The following is a 20,824-nucleotide window of genomic DNA, read 5'->3' as shown; positions in this document are numbered from 1 at the left end:
CCCCGGTCATTCCGGCCCACTGATCAAGCCTCATCGAGCGATCGCGCGACCCGTGCGATCGCTCGATGGCGTTTCCGGTACTCCCGGGGAGACATGTTCTGCAGCCGCTGAAACTGGCGATTGAAGTTGGACGTATTGCTGAAGCCCGCATATTCGAGAATCTCAGCAATACTCATGTCGGTATCCGCCAGCAGACGGCAGGCAAGGCTTACTCGCATTTCGGAGATGTAGCTCATGGCCGTCTTCCCGGTCGTTGCGCGGAAGAACCGGCTGAAGGCGCTGGCGTTCATACCCGCCTGTTCTGCCAGTGCCTGATGTGTCAGATTCGGATCCCGATAGTTCTCTCCGATGAACGAGCAGATTTCCTCTGTCCGGGTCTGCAGGTTGTCGTTGGGAGGGGTGGAAAATCCGACGCTTGCCAGTGGAGTCCAGGTGGAAATCTCAGAGAGCTCCACGAGGCATTTGAGCAGATCGACCAGTTTGAGTGCGGGTCCCGCCTGAACAAGATTCGTCAGGCCACGCCCAATGCGTTCGGCGGTCTGTTCATCGAACTGAATTCCCCGGGACGCCTTCTCGAACATCTCTCGCACCCCGGCGAACTCCGGAGCGTCAAAGAACTTCTCTCCGAGGAAGTCACGGCGGAACTGCACGACCACGGCAGGGTGCAGGTCGATCTGGCTTCCTTCGAAATCGTCCGAGTGCCAGGTGTGGGGAAGATCCGCGCCGATCAGCACGAGGTCATGATTGCCGTAGCTGGAAATATTGTCGCCGATAATCCGGGTGCCTGACCCATGTTCGACATACGTGAGTTCAATTTCCGGGTGCCGGTGCCATCGGGCTGCTGTGGTGATGGTTTCCCGTTTGAAGCAGCGGAACGATTGCCCCGTGGGGGGGAGGAGTTTTTCAAATGCGGGCTTCATGGCAGGTTCGCTGAAATCTCAACCAGGGTGGGGAAGGAATCGTTGAGGGAGAGGATGCCTGAGCAATTCTGCAGTCAAAAAGTGCAACCTTGCCCAGTCGCCGGTCATCATCGCGACCCGTCGAGAGCGGCATAACGGATGCGAAGTGGAACTCTTCATTGTGTGTCTGCACGGCGACCTTTCATGCATCATCTCTAGAGCGCACGAAAATGGGAAGTGTGCGCCCCGTGACTCACGACATCTTTTCGGAAATCGACGTTGTCCAGGCAGGGCGAACCCTGAAGTGATGATGGGGGCCGGCCGGGAAATTTCAGGTCGACAGCGGGAAGAAAGGGGACTCAGCCCGCGCGTCAGCTCGAAACAATATTTTCAGCGGACGAGTGCTATTCAAGTGGGACTTCTTTGATATTTGCACTGTTATCGCTGAAATAAAAGGACTGTTCCGATGGCAACGGCGATTCCAGCCAGTGTTGCAGCGATCACCTTCGGCCAGCTGTAGGGGCGTTCCCCAGTCACCATCCCCGTGACCGCGTTCACGAAGACCCGGTAGCTGCGATCGCGATGCCGGAAAGCCAGCATCCAGACCGGCAGCAACAGATGTTTGAACGTGATCGCGTCGTAGCGGCAATCCATTCGGAGCAATTTCTGTTCATCTCCGCCGATCTTCTGATGACAGATGACCCGCAGGCGGTCCTCCATCTGGACGCGCGCCTGCTCGAACCCCGAATCCAGATCGATGTCATAGGTTCGGGCGAAAAAGCCGGCCAGGTATTCCGGACTGAACGGGACTAACTTCTCCAGCGGCCAGGGCGACAACAGGTGGAGGTGCTTTTTCGGTAAGCCGGTCGCGGCGTGGATCAACACGTCGTCAAAGAATTTCTGAAACTTCCCCGACACCGGCGTCCAGCGGGTGTGCGTTTCACTCTTTCGATCTTTGCCGACGCCGGAGGTGACCGTGTCGTGATCTCCCCGTTTCCCGTCGTACTGTGTGAAGGTGAGGGCATCGAACGTCCAGCACGGCAGATAGACTCCATTCAGATTTTTGTCTCTGCCGGCATGCTTGAAGTCATTGGGGGCGAACCAGCGTGTCCGGACCCACCTGGAAAAAATCATGTTCGCGCGGTCTTCCGTGACGCGGAACGCGAGGACACCTTCCACCGGGATCCGGAAGCCACCGCGATGAATCTTTTCCCGTTGAATCGGTGACCCGCAGTAGGGGCACTTCGTGCTCGTCAATGTCCCTTCAAACAGCACGTCCGCGCCGCACGATTCGCAGCGGACTTCGTTACGCTCTGCCTGCGGCTCTTCTGAACTCTTCTGGGACTTCAGTTTCTCCAGCGTGGCATGAAAATCCTGTTCTTGAACGGAGCTGGTCGGATCCAGATTGATGGTCTGGGTCGAACCGCAGAAGGTGCATTTCATTCCCTGTTCGCCGATATGAAAAACGAGATCTGCACCACAGCGAGGGCAGGGGAAGATGCGACCGTGCCCGTCATCAATTGCCTCACCCGGTGTTGAAGGAATCTCTGGTGAGGACATAACGAATTCCGGGAGATCGGAGAACGGTTGAGGAATGAGTGACCGGACTGTCAGAAATTATCGAGATCGACGCAAGACTTCCGTAAGAACTGCAAGGTTCTGTTAACCTGCGAAAGCTGGAATTGGTGTTCATTGATCAGTTCTGTACACTGATTGCCGGGCTGAGCGATGTGCTGTCACCCGCTCGCCAGGCTCCAGCGCGATTTGAAGGGCACTCCAGGTATGATGGTATTAGTTGTTGTGGTGTCAGCGGTGATTCTGCTGACCGCATATCGAACCTATGGCTCGCTGTTGGTAAAGCTGCTGCAGCTGGATCCTCAGCGACCCACTCCCGCACACACGCTGCGGGATGATGTCGACTACGCCCCTCTCAATGCCGGCCCTTTGTTGAATCAGCATTTCTCGGCCATTGCAGCCGCCGGGCCGATTGTGGGGCCGATTCTCGCCGGTGCGGCGTTCGGGTGGGTTCCGGCACTGTTGTGGATTCTCTTCGGATCGATCTTCATTGGCGGTGTCCACGATTTCACGTCCCTGGTCGCTTCTGTCCGTCATCAGGGGAAGTCGATCGCTGAGGTGGTCCGCGAACACATGAGTCAGCGGGCATTCCTGTTGTTTCTGACGTTTATCTGGCTCGCGCTCGTTTACATCATCGTCGCATTCACCGACATCACCGCTGCGTCGTTTATCGGGCTGCAGAAGCTGGAGAATGGCGATGTCGTGACCGGCTCGGGAATCGCTTCCTCCTCGCTGATGTATCTGGTACTCCCCATCATCATGGGCCTGCTCATGAAATACACCGGCCTGACCAACGGCTGGGCGACCCTCATCTTCCTCCCGCTGATTGGAGTCGCGATCATCGCCGGGCAGCACCTTCCCTTTGATGTGGCTGCCATGGTGAAGTCCTATTCCCCAGGGATCTCCGACGCCCAGGCGGACGGAACGGCCCATGTGATCTGGGATATAGCGCTGCTCTTGTATTGTGCGGTGGCTTCCGTCGCTCCGCTGTGGCTGTTGCTGCAGCCGCGGGGTGAACTGGGTGGTTACTTCCTCTTTATCGCGTTAGGGGCCGGTGCAGTCGGTCTGATCATGGGGGGAAAGCCAGTGGAGCTTCCCGCGTTTTCCGGCTGGACGAGCCTGAAGGGAGACACGCTGGCACCGATGCTGTTTATCACGATCGCCTGCGGGGCCTGTTCCGGGTTTCATTCGCTGATTGCATCCGGGACGACGTCCAAACAGCTCCGGACTGAAATGGACGCCAAGAGCATCGGTTACGGAAGCATGCTTCTGGAGGCGATGGTGGCGATTGTTTCACTCTGCTGCGTGATGGCTCTCTCCTCCGACCACGCACTCGTCAAGAATCCCCAACCGAATTTCATCTACGCCCTGGGGATCGGAAGTTTCCTTGAGACAATCCACGTTCCGTCAGCGATTGGCGTCTCGTTCGCGCTCATGGCATTTTCAACGTTTGTGTACGATACGCTGGACGTCTGCACCCGCCTGGGAAGGTTCATCATTCAGGAGCTGACCGGCCTGCAGGGACGCGCAGGGCGCTGGCTGGGGACGATGATCACAACCGGCGCTCCGATGTTTTTCGTCTTCCAAACTTCCACGGATGCAGCCGGACGACGGATTCCGGTCTGGCGAACTTTCTGGGAATTGTTCGGGGCGAGCAATCAGCTGCTGGCTGCGATTACGCTGCTGGGAGTGACGGTGTGGCTGTGGCGAACGCGACAGGCCACCTGGGTCTGGTTTGTAACCGGTATTCCAATGGTCCTGATGTCGGTGATGAGCATCTGGGCTCTGGTCAGCATGATTCTCAAGCACTTTCAGGGTGGCATCACTGCCAACCCCGTCCCGTGGATTGCAGCGTTGCTGATCGGACTGGCCCTCATGATGATCTGGGAAGCGATCTGGATCGTCCTCGTAAGTCGACCACTGGATCCGAAGCCCCCGCTGGGTTCACTGGCAGCGGAATAGCACGATCAGCGAGGCGACTTCCGTCATCCTTGCGACGCCAGTTGTTTCGCCATCTCGATCGCTTCCTCGCGCGTTGAGATGGCGTTATTGAGTTGAGCGTCACGGATGGCGGTCAACCAGTTCTTGAAGTTGGGTCCCGACGTCAGGCCCAGCGAAAGCAGGTCTTTACCTGTCACCAGTTGCGGTGGGTTGATCTCTTCAACAGGAGTCCGCGCGAGAAAGTCATCGATCCACTGGTACGGGGAATCAGGTTTCCCTGTCACCTGCGCGATTGTCTGTTCGAGTTGAAGTAACTCCCGAAAACCCGGGTGAACCACCAGCCGTTTGATCTGAGCCAATGATCTCTCCGGCAGCTGATCCAGGGGCACCTGTTGTTCGTTGAGCCAGCAGATTCGGTCGGTCTCATCGTTGGAAAGACGAAGTCGGCGGCAGACGCGATAGACGGTCCCGTACATCTCGGAGTCGTGGACCGAATGCTGCGTCGGTGCCGGGACGTCGCGTAGCAGACATGCAAACGCCAGCGAAAATTCCGACTCGCCCAGCTGGTCAAGAACCTGCAGCCGCTCCGACCACCTTTCCGCATTTGAAGATGTCGACTGATGAACTTCGGGGAGGAGAACTTCCATCAGGCCCAGCTCGGCGAATAGCTGCATGGCCTGCGAACGTTGTCGACCCGCGAGCATTTTTCGCAGCTCCTGTGCAATTCGCTCCGCGCTCACGACCCGGACTTCTGACGACATCTCCCGGATCGCCTGTGCGGTCTCTTCCTCCAGCGAAAACTCCAGCGCGGCTGTAAAACGAACCGCCCGAAGCATGCGGAGCTTATCTTCCGTCATGCGGGCCCGTGCATCGCCGATGGCCCGGATGACTTTCGCGCGGAGATCGGCTTCGCCCCCGACGTAATCATGCACGGTGTTCGAGATGGGATCGAAAAACATGCCGTTGATGGTGAAGTCGCGGCGGCTGGCGTCCTCACGTGCGGAACAGAATTCCACAGACGTCGGGCGGCGGCCATCGAGGTAGTTTCCCTCGCGGCGAAACGTGGCAACTTCCACGGAATGCCCGGAACCCTTCGGCCCCAGGACGATGATCACTCCAAAACTTTCACCCACCGGCAGGGACCGACGCGGACCGAAGACCTGACGAACCTGTTCCGGAGTGGCACTCGTGGCCACATCGTAGTCCTGAGGATTCTTCCCTAGCAGCGTGTCTCGCACGCAGCCCCCTGCCCAGTAAGCGGTGTATCCCGCATGGACAAGCTGCTGAACAACATGGGTGGCGAATTCGATGGACATGAGCGGACGCGAGAATGTGGGGGGAGAGGTCAGGTGCAGGAATGGTCGGGATTTTGTTCCGTTCCACTCAACTCTATGGGCCGGCAAGGAGCTTTGATACAGTGACGCTCCTATCGTAGGATAAGATTCAGTGCAAAAGTGCAAAAGGACGCGGAGACATGGATTTGACCGGAAAAACAGTGCTGGTGACTGGCGGAGGCTCAGGAATCGGCGAGGCATGTGCATTGGCATTGGCAGCTGCCGGCTGCCGGGTTGCAATTGCCGGTCGTCATGAAGGCAAGCTGAAAGCAGTTGCTGAAAAAGCTCCGTCCGGACAGAAGATTGAAGTTTTCGCAGCCGACGTCGCGGACAGGGAGCAGGCATTTGAACTGGTGAAATGGGCGACAGAGACACTCGGGCGGATCGACATTCTCCTGAACAGTGCCGGTTCGAACATCGTCAAACGTCAGATGTCCGTGATTGACCCGGCCGACTGGGACAAACTCCTGCAGATCAACGCGACCGGGGCCTTCAATACCATGTACGCTGTGCTTCCGCAGATGCGGGAACGCAAGGACGGCCTGATCATCAATATTTCATCGGTCGCTGGGCTTCGGTCCGGCCCGCTGGGGGGCGTCGCCTACAACGCTTCGAAATTCGCGATGACAGCACTGGGAACGTGCGTTGGACTGGAAGAACGTCAGAACGGAATTCGCGTCACCAATGTCTATCCGGGTGAAGTGGAGACGCCGATTCTGGACCTGCGTCCCGTGCCCGTTTCCGCAGAACATCGGGCCCGGATTCTTCAGCCTGCGGACATTGCATCCATGGTCGTCGCGATCGCTCAGCTCCCCCCGCGAGCCCATGTCCCGGATATCGTCGTGAAGCCGACAACACAGGAATATTTTTAGAAATCCCCAGAGCACGAAGCGTGAGCAAGTGCACGGATTTTACACACAGTTTTTCCTCTGTTCTTAAAGGGTCAATTTGAAGTAAGATCTTCACTTCGCTGGTCTTACTGAAATTGATTTCAAACAACATCGATCAGGGACGGTCGTGCTTTCGCTGGGATTGAATTGCTGTTACTGCCTGCTCGTGATCCTCGCGCTGCCGATGGTCGCGTGGAAACGCGTGCGTACGGGCAAGTACAAATCCGGTTGGGGACAGAAGCTGCTGGGACGGCTTCCGGTCTCCGATGCGGGCGGGGCGAAACGGGTCTGGCTGCATGCTGTCAGCGTCGGTGAAGTCCTTCAGCTTCGACAGATCGTGGAACGACTGCAGCGGGCCCGACCGGAAACCCGGATCTTCATTTCGACGACCACCGAAACCGGTCATGCCGTCGCGAAAGAGAAGTTCCCGGAATGTGATGTCGCCTTCTTCCCGCTCGACTTCAGCTGGAGCGTCCGCAACGCGCTCGAGCGAGTCAAACCGGATCTGATCGTCCTGGTCGAACTGGAACTGTGGCCCAACTTTATCCTTGCTGCTGCGGCCCGCGGGATTCCTCTCGTCCTGATCAATGGACGCCTGAGCGCCCGCAGTTTTCGCGGATATTCACGTATTCGCCCGCTCGTTCGGCGCCTGCTGCGCTGTTTCAGAATCATCGCCACGCAGACGGAGGAGTATCACGAGCGGTTTGTGAAACTCGGAGCCAGCGAATCGACCACGCTGGTGACAGGGTCCATCAAATTTGATGGGGTGATGACGAATCCCCATCACCCCAGAACTCTCGAACTGGCGAAGTGGATGGGAATCAATGAGGACGCCCCTGTTTTTGTGGCGGGGAGCACTCAGGCTCCTGAAGAAGCTTACGCCCTTGAAGCCTACTCGTCGCTTCGGAAGTCGTATCCGGAATTGCGAATGATCCTGGTCCCCCGGCACCCGGAGCGGGGGCGTGAAGTCGCTGAGCTGATCACCCGCCACGGATTTCCCGTGTTGCAGCGGTCCACGGGACAAGTCCTGACCCCGTCAAGTGAAATTCCGCCGGTCGGCCTGCTGGACACCGTTGGGGAACTGGGGGCGTGCTGGGGGCTTGCCGATGTGGCGTTCGTCGGAGGAAGCTTCACCAGTCGGGGCGGGCAGAACATGCTCGAACCGGCGGCCTTTGGTGCTGCCGTCTGCTTCGGCCCGAATACGTGGAACTTCAAACAGATTGTCGAACTGTTACACGCCCGTCAGGCCGCCGTCACGGTCAATAGCGCAGATGAGCTGCAGGAATTCGTGCACCGGATGCTGCAGGATCCGGCAGCGGCAACAGCCATGGGGGAACGGGCCAGGGAACTCATCCTGGCGCAGCAGGGGGCCACTGACCGGACAGTTCATTTACTCGTTCAGGTGATTGATCCGACATCATGCGGTTTCATGAGTGAAGCCGCCTGATTTTCACCGGGATTCCAGACTCGTGGAACAGATGGAGCTTTGGGGTTTTCGTGGTGGCAGTGCTGGAGTACAACTAGTTCGCTCACAGCGGCAAAGGAGTCTTTTCGTTTTCGGGATAGATCGCCTTTCAGGATGAAAATCAAACGGGAACGCCGTCGGACAGTCGACCTCTGGAATGACATTCAGGTCGCCCCCGGCGAGCAGAAAAATATCGAACTGGCCATTGGGGCCAGCTACAGCGGACAGACCGTCACAATTCCCGTTCATGTCCGAAGGGGACTCAAGGATGGGCCTGTCGTTTTCATTTCCGCCGCGGTTCATGGAGATGAAATCAACGGCACTGGAACGATCCGGCAGCTGATTCTCAATCCGCGTCTGAAGCTCTTGGCGGGCAGTCTCATTCTTGTGCCGGTCGTCAATATGCTCGGCTTCGAGCAGCATTCCCGGTACCTGCCCGACCGACGGGATCTGAATCGCTCTTTTCCCGGAAGTGCCAAAGGGAGCCTGGCGGGGCGGCTCGCCCGTCTGGTCCTGGATGAAATCATTGAACGATCCGACTACGGGATCGATCTGCATACTGCCGCCGTGCGACGAACCAACTTCCCGAACCTGCGTGCAGACCTGAGTAATCCTCAGGTGAAGCGGCTGGCGGAAGTGTTTGGCTGCGAAGTGACTGTCGACGAAAAGGGGCCTGCGGGCTGCCTGCGACGGGCCGCCTGCGATGCCGGTTGCCCCACTCTGATCCTGGAAGCGGGCGAAGTCTGGAAGGTCGAATCACGCGTCATCGAGTACGCGCTGCGGGGGATCTTCAACGTACTGACACATCTGGGAATGATCAAAGGGGAACGTCGCGAACCGCCGTATCGGGCGATCGTCAAAGACACCACCTGGATCCGCTCCGACAGTGCAGGCTTCCTTCATTTCCACGTCGCCCCCGGGGATCTCGTCAGCAAAGGAACTCCAATCGCCACCGTCAACAGCCTCGTGGGGAGTGACGGCGAACGGATCTACTCCCCTCAGACCGGCATTGTGCTGGGGATGACAACGCTGCCTGTCACCGCTCCCGGTGAACCAGTCTGTCTGATCGGACTTGTCTCGCGCGGCCGGAAAGAGATTGAAAAATTCATTCAGACTCTTCCTAAGAGCTCTTTGCAGCACCAGATTCGTCAGCATCTCGCCACGAGCATCATGGTCGTTGCCCCCGGCGAAAAATAATCGCTTTTCCTGAAAATGCTCCTTGCAGCATTCACATCTTCTGCGCTCATGAGAGTGAGCCGCGGAGCTTCAGGCTCCCGGCACCAGCGTTGAATTTTCTGCGAGCCGTCGGTCAGTCGTAATGCCTGGCGAAGTGTCGCGGGCGAGGGCGGTTCGTTCTGGGCGACAGGAACCTGTTCGAGGGGAAAAGATCATGAGGACCAAATTCACTTCCATTGTTTCAACTGCCGGAGTTCTGCTCTTCGCGGGGGTTCTGCTCGCAGTAGAACCGAAGCTCGCAAAACCTGCTCACGATCATGGTGATGCTGCCGATCACGGACATTTCCACAACGCTGTGGCAGTCCTCGTCCCGAAAAGCGGCAGCAAGGTTCAAGGAACTTTGAAACTGACTGCGACGACCGCCGGTGTGCAGATCACGGGAGAAATCACCGGTCTCACTCCGGGGAAGCACGGATTTCACGTCCACGAATTCGGCGACCTGAGTGACGAGAAAGGTCTCGCAGCGGGACCGCACTACAACCCGGATGGGCATGAGCACGGGGGGCCCGAGAGTGCTGCGCACCACGCGGGAGATCTCGGGAATGTGGAAGCGAATGATCAGGGTGTGGCAAAGGTGAAGATCACTGCACATGGCCTGAGTCTGCACCACATCCTCGGCCGATCACTGGTGGTGCATGCCGGTGAAGACGACCTGAAGAGTCAGCCCTCGGGCGATTCCGGCGACCGCGTGGCCATCGGAGTCATTGCCTTGGCTGCCGCCCCGAAGCCTGCTGAGCCTGCCAAATAATTGAAGCGAGAAGAGGCACGACGGGGGGACGTCGCAGAGAGGTTTCGCAGAAATGCGAGATCGACCTGCGGCGTCCCTTCTGATATTTTCAGTTCATGCCGATGCTGCGTCGACTGATCTTGATTCTTCTGATCCTTGCTTGCTGTGCGGGTCCGAGCCCTCGATCTGTCACTGTGGCGAGTCCTGCTGCGCGGGACGCTTCTGACCATTCCACGCCCCATCCGTCGCCGTCTCCCCGCTGGAGCGATCACGAGGCGGTCACCGCGATTGTGGAAGGGAATCGCAATCCGGTTCGATTTGAACTGTTTCGCGGGACAATCGCCCTGCATGATCAAACGCCTCAATGCCAGCTCGAACTGAAGCAGCGGCAGGTGCTGGCCATGTTGCAGGTTGTTCTCAGTGCGCCCTCCTGGCGCAATTCACCGCTTGTCGTTTAGAAGTCCTCGACAGGCATATTTCTACCCGACCCTCGCTGTTCCGGCGTTCTGCGACGAAAGCTCGCGGATCGGCCACCGACTGCAGCCAGGGTCTCTTCTGTCATCCACTCACAATGGTGCCCGGCGAAGCCGCGCGCCAGTTCAAGGACTTCCTGATGAACCAGAAACCCGCAGTTCAAGCCGACACCACTCCTCCCACTCGAGAGACCCGATCGCTTCCGGAGCCGCTGCCGAAAGTTCAGGAATTGCTGAACGCCGGTCGTGTGCAGGAGGCGCTGCAGCTCGCTTCCGGTCGGGGATCCGGTGGACCCGCCATCCGCAATGCCATCGCCGTCTGCCAGATGCGACTCGGAAAGCCGGATGATGCGGTCCGCACGTTGCGAAGCGCGTTCATCGCTCAAGGAAGCACGAACTTCCGCGAAAACGTTCCTGAAATTTACCGCGTGAACTTCGCAACAGCACTGGCGCTGATGGGAAATCTCTCGGGGGCATTGTCGACTCTGAGAGAACTCGAAAATCCAACGACTGCGGAAGCGGCCCAGCTGCTGGAGGCCATTCGGAGGTACGAAAAGCAGTTGTCATTCCCCGCCTGGATCTTCTGGAAAGCCGGTCTGTCGGGCGAAAGTCCTTTGGATCTCGGTGAACAGCCGGGGACGATTGCCTGAATTTCTCTGGCGGTGAATTCAGGATTTCGTTATTTCAGGGGTCCGGCCGCTATCTTTTGGGGCCGGACCCCCATTCGAAACAGCCCAGATGGAGATCAACTCGAGATTTGCTCGGATCCGGTTGCAACAAAGATCCATCCTCAAGGCCGCCCAATCTGGAAGTGAAAGTGCATTATGGAAACCTGGGGCCTGCTCTTTGACATCGTCCTTTTGCTGGGAGGATGTATTGTCGTCGGAGGACTGTTTGCGCGATTCGGACAGAGTCCGATGGTCGGTTACCTGCTGGCCGGGATGCTCATGGGCGGTCCGGGCAGTCTGCACATCATCCACGCTGAGCACGCGATCGAGCAGATTTCTGAACTGGGAGTCGCATTGCTCCTCTTCAGCCTGGGGCTGGAGTTTTCCTTTCAAAGGCTTCGCTCTCTGGGAGCGCGGGCCCTGCTGGCGGGAGCGCTTCAGGTCATTTTGACGACCCTGTTCGCCGCTGCCGTCGCCATGCCGTTCACGTCCTCGCCGAAAGAAGCGATCGCTATCGGAGCGATGGTTTCGCTCAGCAGTACCGCATGTGTGCTTCGTGTGATGATGGAGCGGGCGGAAGTCGAGACCCCGCACGGGCGAAATACCCTGGCAGTCCTGCTGGTGCAGGATGTTGCGGTCGTTCCCCTGGCGATTCTCATGACGCTCCTCTCTCAGGGAGGAACCACGACGGAAGTCGCATGGGATGTCGGGCGAATTCTGTTGACGGCAGCGGGCCTGATTGTGGGCCTGTACATCGGGTTGAATCAGATCGCGGTGCGGGTGTTCGGGACACTGACGCTCGAACGCAACCGCGAACTGACGATGGTTCTGGCCATTGTGGTTGGACTGGGATCGGCGTGTCTGGCTGCCAAGGCCGGTGTCTCCCCTTCGCTGGGAGCCTTCATTGCGGGAATGTTCCTGGGAAGCTCCCAGTTCGCATCGCAGATTCGCGCTGACGTTTCCTCTTTGCGGACCGTGCTTCTCACGTTGTTCTTCGGGGCTGCCGGGATGATGGGGGACCCGATCTGGTTTGCTCAGAACCTTCCACTCGTGCTCGGGGTGACCCTGCTGATCGTGGTCGGAAAGATGGGAATCATCTGGGGAATCCTCAGGAATCTCGGCCAGCCAGCCCATGTGGCAGCAGCGACCGGAATCTGCCTGGCGCAGATTGGAGAGTTTGCGTTCGTGCTCGGAAGTATCGGTCAGCAGAACGGGGTGCTGTCGGAAGAGACATACGAATTGATGGTGTCAGCCACCATTGCGACACTGTTCCTCAGCCCATACCTCGTTCCTCAGGCGGTCAATCTGGGGATTCGCCTGGCGCGCCTGACCGGTTCGCCGATTCACCCTCACAAGGGAGATTCGAATGGAGAAGCCGAACGGCCTGATGTGCTGATCATCGGCTTTGGCCCCTCGGGGCAGATGGCTGCCGAGCCCTTTCTGGGGCGTCCGGAAATTGTGCATGTGGTCGATCTGAGTCAACGCTGTCTGACGAGGGCCATGGAGATGGGGTTTGAAGCTCACCGGGGGGACGCTGCTCAGGCAGAAATCCTCGAGCATGTCCATGTCGCCACCACGAAGGCTGTGGTCATCACGATTCCCGATCACGATGGTTCTTTCCGGATTCTGAATGAAGTCCGTCGACTTGCCCCGCATGCTCACATCATTGTGAGGTCGCGGCATCATCGGTACACACTTGAATATGAATCCGCAGGCGCCAGTGTGGTCGTCGGCGATGAAGAAGAAGTGGGAGCCGCCCTGGGAAAAGAAACTACCAAGTGGCTGAGTTCACTTTCGAGAGAAGGAGATGCGGATGGCCACGAGCGGGAAGAACCCGAGCTGGCAAATGCCTGAAACGGGCGGCGAAAATTCGCTCCCGTTGTCCCGTTCCGTGAATGTCTGCCGGAGCAGTTTCAGTAAGAGGCCTGCTCCGGGTGAAGCAGCGGGATCTGGATCTTGGGAAACTCCGGGGCCACCATCTGGGGAGCAACCACCTGAATATTCGAACCGGAGGAGTTCGGGTCTGCAATCCAGATCATGTCACGCCCCATCTTCTTGGCGGTATACAGCGCCATGTCAGCACGCTGGGTGAGCGAATCCGGTGTGTCGGATGAATTGGCTTCCGTCACTCCGCAGCTGATCGTGACGCTGAAGCGACGTTCCCGGAATTCACATCCGGTCTCTTTGATCGTGAGTCGGCATGCTTCAGCCAGTCGATCGGCATCGCTCAGCCTGCAGTTGGGCAGGACGATTCCGAACTCTTCACCGCCGTAGCGGGCCACCATGGCTTTGTTGCCGAAGAAGTCCTGCATTTTACGGGAGACCACCCGCAGGACCGCATCACCTGCCTGATGACCGTACTGATCATTGAAGGCCTTGAAGTGATCGATATCGATCATGATCATGGCGATGGAACCGCGACGGTGGGGGGGCTCGCGCAACAGCGATGTGAGCGTGCGGTCGAGGGCCTGACGATTCGCCAGGCCAGTCAATCCATCCGTCATGGCAGCGTGCATGTACTCATTCAGAAGTTCTTCCTGGACGCGTACATCGGATTTGATCGTTTCAGCCAGACCCACTGCGGAAACCAGTCCCAGCAGTCCGCTGATCAGCCAGACCGCGTGCAGGTTTCCGCTCAGTTCGGGCATCCAGCCGGCGACGAGCAGGCAGCAACTGATCCAGGCGCAGATTCCGACCAGTACGAACCTGGAGTTCAATGCTCGCATTTGCATTTCTCGAGTGAAATTCGGGTTATCCACTTTTCCAATCTCCGCTTTGGACATCTTTCAAAACTTTAGGTTAAATTCTGGCAGATGCGGGAAATTACTCCGGAAACGGACATTTTCCTGAATGCAGGATTTTGTGAGAGACCGAGGGGCCTCGTCTGATCCATCGCGTCCATACAACCGTTATAGACCGAATATGTTGTCGCCTGCGATACGATTGTTCGTGCGCGGGTGACCAAGAACAGGGGCGTGGCTGCAGTTGTTTTCGCAGCCACGCCCCGGCTTCATTTCATCAATTACCGATTCTCAGGCGACGTCGGTACGCTCAACGTACGTCTTGGCAGCGATGGCCAGCATGATCCACGCCCAGCCGCAGAACAGCAGTTCAATTCCGACCAGCAGACCGATCACCCACAAGGCAGAGACCGGGAATTGACGCCAGATAATCAGTCCCATCAGCATCGTGACGAAGCCGTTGAGTAGCACCCAGCCCCAACCGGGAAAACGCTCACTCATCGCAATGACGATCCGGAAGAGTCCCCCTGTCAGGAAGAATGCAGCCATCACCAGTGTCAGGCCGGCAGCTCCTTCAACAGGATTCACGAGGACCAGAAAACTGGTCACCAGATACAGGATTCCCAATGCAATCTGCACAACGAATCCGCGCCACTGGGCGGCGTGAAACGCTCCGATGATCTGGGCGAATCCCGCCATCGCCATCAGGATTCCCAGCACTTCGATCACTTCAATCGTGGCGATCAGCGGCATGGAGATGGCCAGAGTCCCCAGGACGACCAGTCCGACACCCAGCCCCATCAACCAGCCCCATTCCTTCTTCAACGGCGCCAGATCCGTTGGAAACTTCATCATTGCATTGGACACGATTGTCTCTTTCCTGTTTTGTTTCGGTACCGCGCGCGAACCTGCCATCGGGCACCACGCGGCGTAGCCGGTGCATGGCCTGTGCGGACTTGTCGTTAGATTTGCGTTCTCAACGCACCCCCCATCCCTAGCATTTTTGAGGGTGAAGTCAAAGAAAATCAGCGGGATTTCGCAGCGTTCAGCGACCGCCAGCATCCCTATCCAGTCGGAAAAGACCAGCCGTTGTGATCCTTCCCTGTTCCATTCAGGCACCTGGATCTGCAGATTTCACTGCCATCGCACTATTGTTCGTTGTCAGGACAAAGACGTGGGCATTGCTGAAATCCCGTCTACAATTCCGAAAAGATGAATCAATCTGCAGTGGAAACATGAAAGCAGTCGAACATGATCCCTATTTCAGTCCTCGAACTCGGGCGAATCCGCGAAGGGAATGACCGGCGTGCTCCTCTGGATGAAGCCCGCCGTCTCGCCCAGCATGCGGAGCGTCTTGGATACCGCCGCTTCTGGGTCGCTGAGCACCATAACATCCGCTCCGTCTCCACCGCAGCGACGTCGATCGTCATCGCTCATGTCGCAGCGGGCACGAAGACGATTCGGGTCGGAGCGGGCGGGATCATGCTTCCCAATCATGCTCCGTACATTATCGCGGAGCAGTTCGGCACGCTGGCAACGCTCTTTCCGGATCGCATCGACCTGGGACTGGGACGGGCTCCGGGAACCGATCAGGCGACGCTGCGGGCGCTGCGCAGAGATCCCCGTAACGCGGAGAACTTTCCGCAGGATGTGCTTGAGTTGCAGGCGTTTCTCGACCCGCCTGAGCCGGGTCAGCGGATCGAAGCCATTCCCGGGTCGGGGACGAAAGTTCCGCTCTGGATTCTTGGATCGAGTCTCTTCGGGGCGCAGCTTGCAGCCGAACTGGGGTTGCCATACGGCTTCGCTTCCCATTTCGCTCCACAGGCACTGGATCAGGCACTCCGTATCTATCGGGAGAGATTCAAGCCGTCGCTTCAGCAGGAAACGTCTTATGCCATTGTCGGCGTGAATATCATTGCTGCCGAGTCGGATGAGGAGGCTCGGCATCTGGCGACCTCGCAGCAGATGTCGTTTGCCGATCTCGTCCAAAACCAGCCATCGCTGCTGCGACCGCCGATCGACGACATTGAGAACTACTGGTCCCCGCAGGCCAAATTCCAGGCAAGTCAAATGCTGGCCTGCAGCATCATCGGGGGCCCGGACACCGTTCGCGCGGGAATGAACGCCCTCATCGAACGCACCGGAGCGGATGAACTCATGATCGTTTCGGACATCTTCGATTCGGAGAAGAGATTCCGATCGTTTGAGATCATCGCTGAAGTTACCGGCAGCCACGAACCCGTGTGAACGATCTCAAGAAACGCAAAACCGACAATTCAATTCCAGACATGGGTGTTTCAGTACAGTTGAAATCCCGAGGGAAGTCTGTCGAATCACGTTTAGCTGCACACTTCAAGTGTGCAGCTAAACGTTTGTAGTTCTCCAACGGACGGCCTCAACGCTACTTCGGCACATCCACCTTGATGTGCAGATCGCGGAGCTGGCGGTCGTCCACGGTGCTGGGGGCGCCCAGCATCAGGTCGGCTGCCTTCTGCGTTTTCGGGAATGCGATCACGTCGCGGATGTTGTCGCTTTGTGTGAACATCATCACCCAGCGGTCGAGTCCCAGGGCAATTCCCGCGTGCGGAGGAGCTCCATAACGAAGTGCCTGCAGCAGGAATCCGAATCGGTTTTCGGCTTCTTCGGGAGTGATTTTCAGCAGATCGAAAATGGTCTGCTGGATTTTCGGATCATGAATTCGGACGCTGCCGCTGGCCGATTCGTAACCGTTACAGACCAGGTCGTAGGACTGGGCCCGGACCCGGCCGGGATCGGTTGTGAGGTATTGCACGTCATCGGGATGAACGGCGCAGAACGGGTGATGCTCCGCATCCCAGCGGTTCTCTTCTTCGTTCCAGGTCACCAGCGGGAAGTCGAGAACCCAGGCGCAGTTGATTTCGCTCGGATCGTACAGCTTGAGGTCGCGACCCAGGAAGTTTCGCAATGCCGCCAGAGATGCGGACGAGACTTTGTAGGAGTCGGCGATGTAGAGGAGCAGGTCGCCGTCTTCAGCTTCCATCCGTTCGACAATCGCACGCTGCTGGTCTTCGGAGAAGAACTTGGCGATCGACGATTCCAGTTTGCCCCCGGCGACTTTGAAGTAGGCCATCCCCTTGGCGCCGAAATCGGCGACAAGATTTTTGAAATCGTTGTCGAGAATCCGGCGGCTGTATTTATCCGCACAGCCTTTGACGCAGATCCCTCGCACGTGTCCGCCCCCCTGAACGGTGGACTTGAACACGCCGAAGTCGCTTTCAGCCACGAGGTCGGAGATCTCTTTGATCTTCATTCCGAATCGAAGGTCGGGCTTGTCGCTGCCGTAATCCCGCATCACTTCCGCATGGGTGTAGCGCGGGAGCGGAAGCTTGATCTGCTTGCCTTGCAGTTCCTGCACCATGCGACCGACGAGTCCGTCGACCATCGTGAGGATGTCTTCCTGTTCGACGAACGCCATTTCGAGGTCGATCTGGGTGAACTCCGGCTGGCGGTCGGCCCGCAGGTCTTCATCGCGGAAGCACCGGGCAATCTGCATGTACCGGTCGTAACCCGCGACCATCAGAATCTGCTTGAACAGCTGTGGCGACTGCGGCAGGGCGTAGAACGCCCCTTCATGAACGCGGCTGGGAACGAGGTAGTCGCGAGCCCCTTCAGGTGTGCTGCGACCCATGATGGGGGTTTCGATTTCCAGGAACCCGTTTTCATCGAAGTAGTCCCGGACCGCCTTGGTGAGCTTGTGGCGCAGGATCATTTTTTCCTGCAGCGCGGGGCGACGCAGGTCAATGAACCGGTACTGGAGCCGGAGTTCTTCGTTGGCGACGTTCTCGCTACGAGGCTCGAACGGCGGGGTCTTGCTCTTGTTGAGAATCGTCAGGGTGGCAGCGCGGAGTTCCACATCTCCGGTGGCCAGTTTCGGGTTCTTGTTTTCTTCACCCCGGGCGACCACTTCCCCCGTCACCTGAATGACGTCTTCGTGTCGCAGACCGCTCGCCTGCAGCTGGACTTCGCTGGATTCGTCCATACGAAAAGCGATCTGGGTGATGCCGTAACGGTCGCGCAGGTCGATGAAGACGACCCCGCCGTGGTCTCGGTACTTGTCCACCCATCCGCACAACGTCGCCGTCTGGCCAACAAGTTCAGAACGAAGCTCACCACAGGTTCGAGTGCGTAACACGGAACGGATATCCTTTAGACGATTTACTTTACAGCTGCGTGCTCTGGGGCTGGTCGAGCATCCGCACAGGCAGAAATGCGTGTGCCACCACCCTCTCCCGGGAGAGTGAAGCGGGCATTATAGGGGACAACCGTCCGCCCACAACGTTCGCTGGACCGGAGCAGCGAATTCTCGGCCGGAAGAGATTCAGCGGTAGAAATCGATGAATTTCAGTTCGAAGGATTCCGGGTTGTCCTGGAGGAGAGCTGGCGGCAGGTGAATCACGAATTGGCCATTTCGGGTAGGGCGTTCATAAGATGAAGGATGTCCTTCTATCGGCGAATACAGCGGATTCCCCTCCTCGAGCTTCACTTCCTGTCCGTCCTTGTGTTGCCAGGTCCGACGTTCGGAATCCCCCGTGCTGGCGACAGACCACCCTAGAACCGACTTTCCAGCGGTGACTTCACAGAGCTCCAACCCTTTCAAATGAAGATGGAGTTCGACCTTCTCCGGCCAACGCTCTGAAGTTCGAAAGATCGTCCCATGGTCGATTCCTGATTCCGACCAGACTGGAATGGTGAGTTCATCAAAAAGTGGGTGGAAGTTGACCCGCGTGCCCGGCTTGGAAAACTCAGCTCGATAGGGAAACAAGCTCGCTGCAGCGTCGGTCGTCTTCTGATCCCGGGGGGCCAGCTGATCGACGGTGATCACCCAGCGGTCCTTTCGTTCGACCCCTCTCACCAGCCGGAGCGGGCCGGTGACGGTGACCTCTTTCCCGTTGAGTTTCTCCGCCTGTTCCTGAAGCTCTGAATTTTCACGGAATTCGAGTTCGTAAACCCGATTCGGCAGCTTCAACAGGGTGCCGGTCGTCTCCCCGCCGATGGCCATGATCCCCGGCTCGAGCGTCCCGGTCGCAGTGACCGGTTTTGTGGCAGCGGGTGCTGGCGGATCCGCCTTCAGAGCAGTTGTGAAGAGCGTTGAACAGAGAGTCAGAGCTGCAGCTGACAATCGGATTCGGTGCATGAGTCGACTCCTTCCACTTGACGAGTTCCGAACACTGCGACATTTTGGATTCTTAGGGGCAACAAGGTCAACTGGCATTTCAATCGTTACATAACTCTGCGAAAACTTCTCCAATCTCAATTTCTGACCATTCAAGAAAGCACTTTGAAATGTCCCCTGTGACAGCCTTGCCCGAACCGTTGGATGTCATTGCTGTCGGCGCACATCCTGATGATGTCGAAGTGGCGGTGGGGGGGACGCTGGCGACGCTGGTCCAGCAAGGTTACCGGGTCGGGATCGTCGACCTGACGGATGGGGAACCGACTCCCGGGTCTCCCGGGCCGGAACATCGGTTGGAAGAGGCCCGCAAGGCCGCCGAGATCCTGGGGGTCCAGTACCGCAAAACGCTGGATTTACCCAATCGGAAACTGTTCGACACGTATGAAGCCCGTGTGGCACTGGCGAAGATTTTTCGTCTTTACCGTCCGAAGATCGTGCTGGGAATTGCCGACAAGACTCCGCTGGCATCACCGGATCACTGGCAGGCGATGCAGATCACGGACGCTGCCGTCTTTTACTCGCGGCTCACCAAGTGGGATGGGGAGTTTGACGGGCTTCCGGTTCACACCATCAGGCAGCTGCTCTGGTACCCGCTGGGGTTCAGCAGTTCGACACCCGCAGATGCAGCGGGAACGATGATTGTCGATATCTCGAATGCACTCGACATCAAGCTGAACGCGATTCGTGCGTATGCCTCGCAGTTTCCGGAGTCGAAGCAACGTGCCTATCAGCTGGTTGAAAGCCAGGCACGCCTGTTGGGACTGACAGCCGGATTCGCAGCGGGCGAACTGCTCATTGCCCCCCGGCCGGTCGCGGTGAAAGATCTGGTCGAGACCTTCGCCGGAGCGGATACACCGCGGACGAACCTTGATCCCAGTTCTCAGGCGGTTGGCAACTGAAACGCTTTCTTGACGGTCGCGTGGTTGAGTAGAAACCACGGAGACACGGTGACACGGAGAGCTATTCATGAATGCAGCAACTGCAGAGAGATGAAACGCAAGCAGTTTTTCCATGTCTTCAAAACGTTTCCATTTCAGCCGTTCACTCCTCGTCCCTCTTCATATCCAATTCCTCTGTGTCTCCGTGCCTCCGTGGTAAAATTTAATTGAATTTCCTCGACTCGGATGACACAACAGCAAATCCGATCGGAGATGTCTCTCTTCGGATGAACCCCGGCGGGTCATTCGCTACAATTCCGACCGAGTCGTATTCAGTCTTTCTTTCATCTCCATCTGGTCGGAAACGCAATGCCGGTTCGCGGTGTACGAGGCGCAATCACCGTTACAGAAAACTGTCCGAAGGAAATTCTCGCTGCCACGCGGGAACTTCTGGAGCAGATCATTGCAGTCAATTCGCTGCAGGATTTCTCCGAGATTGTCTCGGCGATTTTCACGACAACACCGGACCTGAACGCATCATTTCCTGCGGAAGCGGCCCGGGAACTGGGGATGAGTCAGGTTCCGCTTTTGTGCGCTTCGGAGATTGCCGTCCCGCATGGGATGCCACGCGTGATTCGTGTTCTTCTGCACGTCAACACCGACCGGTCGCAGGCTGAGATGACTCACCTGTACCTGCGGGATGCAAAAGGTCTGCGCAAAGACATCACCGGCGCTCAGTAGCCTGCTTCGCCTGGGTTCAGAAGAATTTTGAAACGCAGAGATCG

General features: G+C 57.7%; 18 protein-coding genes. 11 read left to right on the top strand and 7 right to left on the bottom strand.

What is annotated here, in order from left to right; all coding sequences use genetic code 11:
* Positions 1-23 precede the first annotated feature (23 nt).
* Complete coding sequence (locus tag SH661x_RS17880; RefSeq protein WP_437224313.1) at positions 24-920, bottom strand: AraC family transcriptional regulator; 897 nt, start codon at positions 918-920, stop codon at positions 24-26.
* 417 nt (positions 921-1,337) lie between these two features.
* On the bottom strand, positions 1,338-2,459 hold the full coding sequence (locus SH661x_RS17875) for a hypothetical protein (protein ID WP_437224310.1): 1,122 nt from the start codon (positions 2,457-2,459) through the stop codon (positions 1,338-1,340).
* Positions 2,460-2,681: 222 nt separating this feature from the next.
* Here SH661x_RS17875 and SH661x_RS17870 point away from each other — a divergent pair, with 222 nt between their 5' ends.
* Positions 2,682-4,436: a carbon starvation CstA family protein gene (locus tag SH661x_RS17870; RefSeq protein ID WP_437224307.1), complete on the top strand. Its 1,755-nt coding sequence runs from the start codon at positions 2,682-2,684 to the stop codon at positions 4,434-4,436.
* A gap of 23 nt (positions 4,437-4,459) precedes the next feature.
* Here SH661x_RS17870 and SH661x_RS17865 read toward each other — a convergent pair whose 3' ends face one another.
* Positions 4,460-5,731, bottom strand: coding sequence for a CCA tRNA nucleotidyltransferase (locus tag SH661x_RS17865; protein WP_437224305.1), 1,272 nt, complete (start codon positions 5,729-5,731; stop codon positions 4,460-4,462).
* Between the two features lie 158 nt (positions 5,732-5,889).
* Between SH661x_RS17865 and SH661x_RS17860 the strand changes: the two genes are divergently transcribed.
* From SH661x_RS17860 to SH661x_RS17830, 7 genes are all read left to right on the top strand, one after another.
* The gene (locus SH661x_RS17860; protein WP_437224302.1) at positions 5,890-6,621 is read left to right on the top strand and encodes an SDR family oxidoreductase; all 732 of its coding nucleotides are present in this window, start codon (positions 5,890-5,892) and stop codon (positions 6,619-6,621) included.
* Positions 6,622-6,766: 145 nt separating this feature from the next.
* Positions 6,767-8,086, top strand: a complete 1,320-nt coding sequence (locus SH661x_RS17855; RefSeq protein ID WP_437224299.1) for a 3-deoxy-D-manno-octulosonic acid transferase — start codon at positions 6,767-6,769, stop codon at positions 8,084-8,086.
* A 132-nt stretch (positions 8,087-8,218) separates the two neighbouring features.
* On the top strand, positions 8,219-9,301 hold the full coding sequence (locus SH661x_RS17850; RefSeq protein WP_437224296.1) for a succinylglutamate desuccinylase/aspartoacylase family protein: 1,083 nt from the start codon (positions 8,219-8,221) through the stop codon (positions 9,299-9,301).
* A gap of 193 nt (positions 9,302-9,494) precedes the next feature.
* Positions 9,495-10,088 carry a superoxide dismutase family protein gene (locus SH661x_RS17845; RefSeq protein WP_437224293.1) on the top strand — a complete coding sequence of 198 codons (594 nt, stop codon included), beginning with the start codon at positions 9,495-9,497 and terminating at the stop codon, positions 10,086-10,088.
* A gap of 173 nt (positions 10,089-10,261) precedes the next feature.
* On the top strand, positions 10,262-10,525 hold the full coding sequence (locus tag SH661x_RS17840) for a hypothetical protein (protein WP_437224290.1): 264 nt from the start codon (positions 10,262-10,264) through the stop codon (positions 10,523-10,525).
* 155 nt (positions 10,526-10,680) lie between these two features.
* Positions 10,681-11,190, top strand: coding sequence for a hypothetical protein (locus SH661x_RS17835; protein WP_437224287.1), 510 nt, complete (start codon positions 10,681-10,683; stop codon positions 11,188-11,190).
* 174 nt (positions 11,191-11,364) lie between these two features.
* On the top strand, positions 11,365-13,062 hold the full coding sequence (locus tag SH661x_RS17830; protein ID WP_437224285.1) for a cation:proton antiporter: 1,698 nt from the start codon (positions 11,365-11,367) through the stop codon (positions 13,060-13,062).
* 59 nt (positions 13,063-13,121) lie between these two features.
* Here SH661x_RS17830 and SH661x_RS17825 read toward each other — a convergent pair whose 3' ends face one another.
* Together SH661x_RS17825 and SH661x_RS17820 are read right to left on the bottom strand one after the other, a co-directional pair.
* Positions 13,122-13,934 carry a GGDEF domain-containing protein gene (locus SH661x_RS17825; RefSeq protein WP_437224282.1) on the bottom strand — a complete coding sequence of 271 codons (813 nt, stop codon included), beginning with the start codon at positions 13,932-13,934 and terminating at the stop codon, positions 13,122-13,124.
* A 306-nt stretch (positions 13,935-14,240) separates the two neighbouring features.
* Complete coding sequence (locus SH661x_RS17820) at positions 14,241-14,816, bottom strand: HdeD family acid-resistance protein (RefSeq protein WP_437224280.1); 576 nt, start codon at positions 14,814-14,816, stop codon at positions 14,241-14,243.
* A gap of 384 nt (positions 14,817-15,200) precedes the next feature.
* On the opposite strand from SH661x_RS17820, the gene SH661x_RS17815 reads away from it, so the two are divergent.
* Positions 15,201-16,196, top strand: coding sequence for an LLM class flavin-dependent oxidoreductase (locus SH661x_RS17815; RefSeq protein ID WP_437224277.1), 996 nt, complete (start codon positions 15,201-15,203; stop codon positions 16,194-16,196).
* A gap of 154 nt (positions 16,197-16,350) precedes the next feature.
* On the opposite strand, the gene aspS is transcribed toward SH661x_RS17815, so the two are convergent.
* Both aspS and SH661x_RS17805 read right to left on the bottom strand, forming a co-directional pair.
* A complete protein-coding gene (gene aspS / locus SH661x_RS17810) occupies positions 16,351-18,120 on the bottom strand; it encodes an aspartate--tRNA ligase (RefSeq protein WP_437224274.1) in 1,770 nt (589 codons plus the stop codon).
* A gap of 186 nt (positions 18,121-18,306) precedes the next feature.
* A complete protein-coding gene (locus SH661x_RS17805) occupies positions 18,307-19,122 on the bottom strand; it encodes a hypothetical protein (protein ID WP_437224272.1) in 816 nt (271 codons plus the stop codon).
* Positions 19,123-19,271: 149 nt separating this feature from the next.
* Between SH661x_RS17805 and SH661x_RS17800 the strand changes: the two genes are divergently transcribed.
* Together SH661x_RS17800 and aroH are read left to right on the top strand one after the other, a co-directional pair.
* Positions 19,272-20,060, top strand: a complete 789-nt coding sequence (locus SH661x_RS17800) for a PIG-L family deacetylase (RefSeq protein ID WP_437224269.1) — start codon at positions 19,272-19,274, stop codon at positions 20,058-20,060.
* A gap of 348 nt (positions 20,061-20,408) precedes the next feature.
* Positions 20,409-20,780: a chorismate mutase gene (gene aroH / locus SH661x_RS17795; RefSeq protein ID WP_437224266.1), complete on the top strand. Its 372-nt coding sequence runs from the start codon at positions 20,409-20,411 to the stop codon at positions 20,778-20,780.
* The last annotated feature ends 44 nt before the right edge of the window (positions 20,781-20,824 follow it).

Origin of the sequence: Planctomicrobium stercoris (assembly GCF_051465655.1) — a bacterium.
Lineage (GTDB): Bacteria > Planctomycetota > Planctomycetia > Planctomycetales > Planctomycetaceae > Planctomicrobium.
Note: the sequence above shows the minus strand (reverse complement) of the source record. Positions and strands in the feature narration are given on the sequence as shown.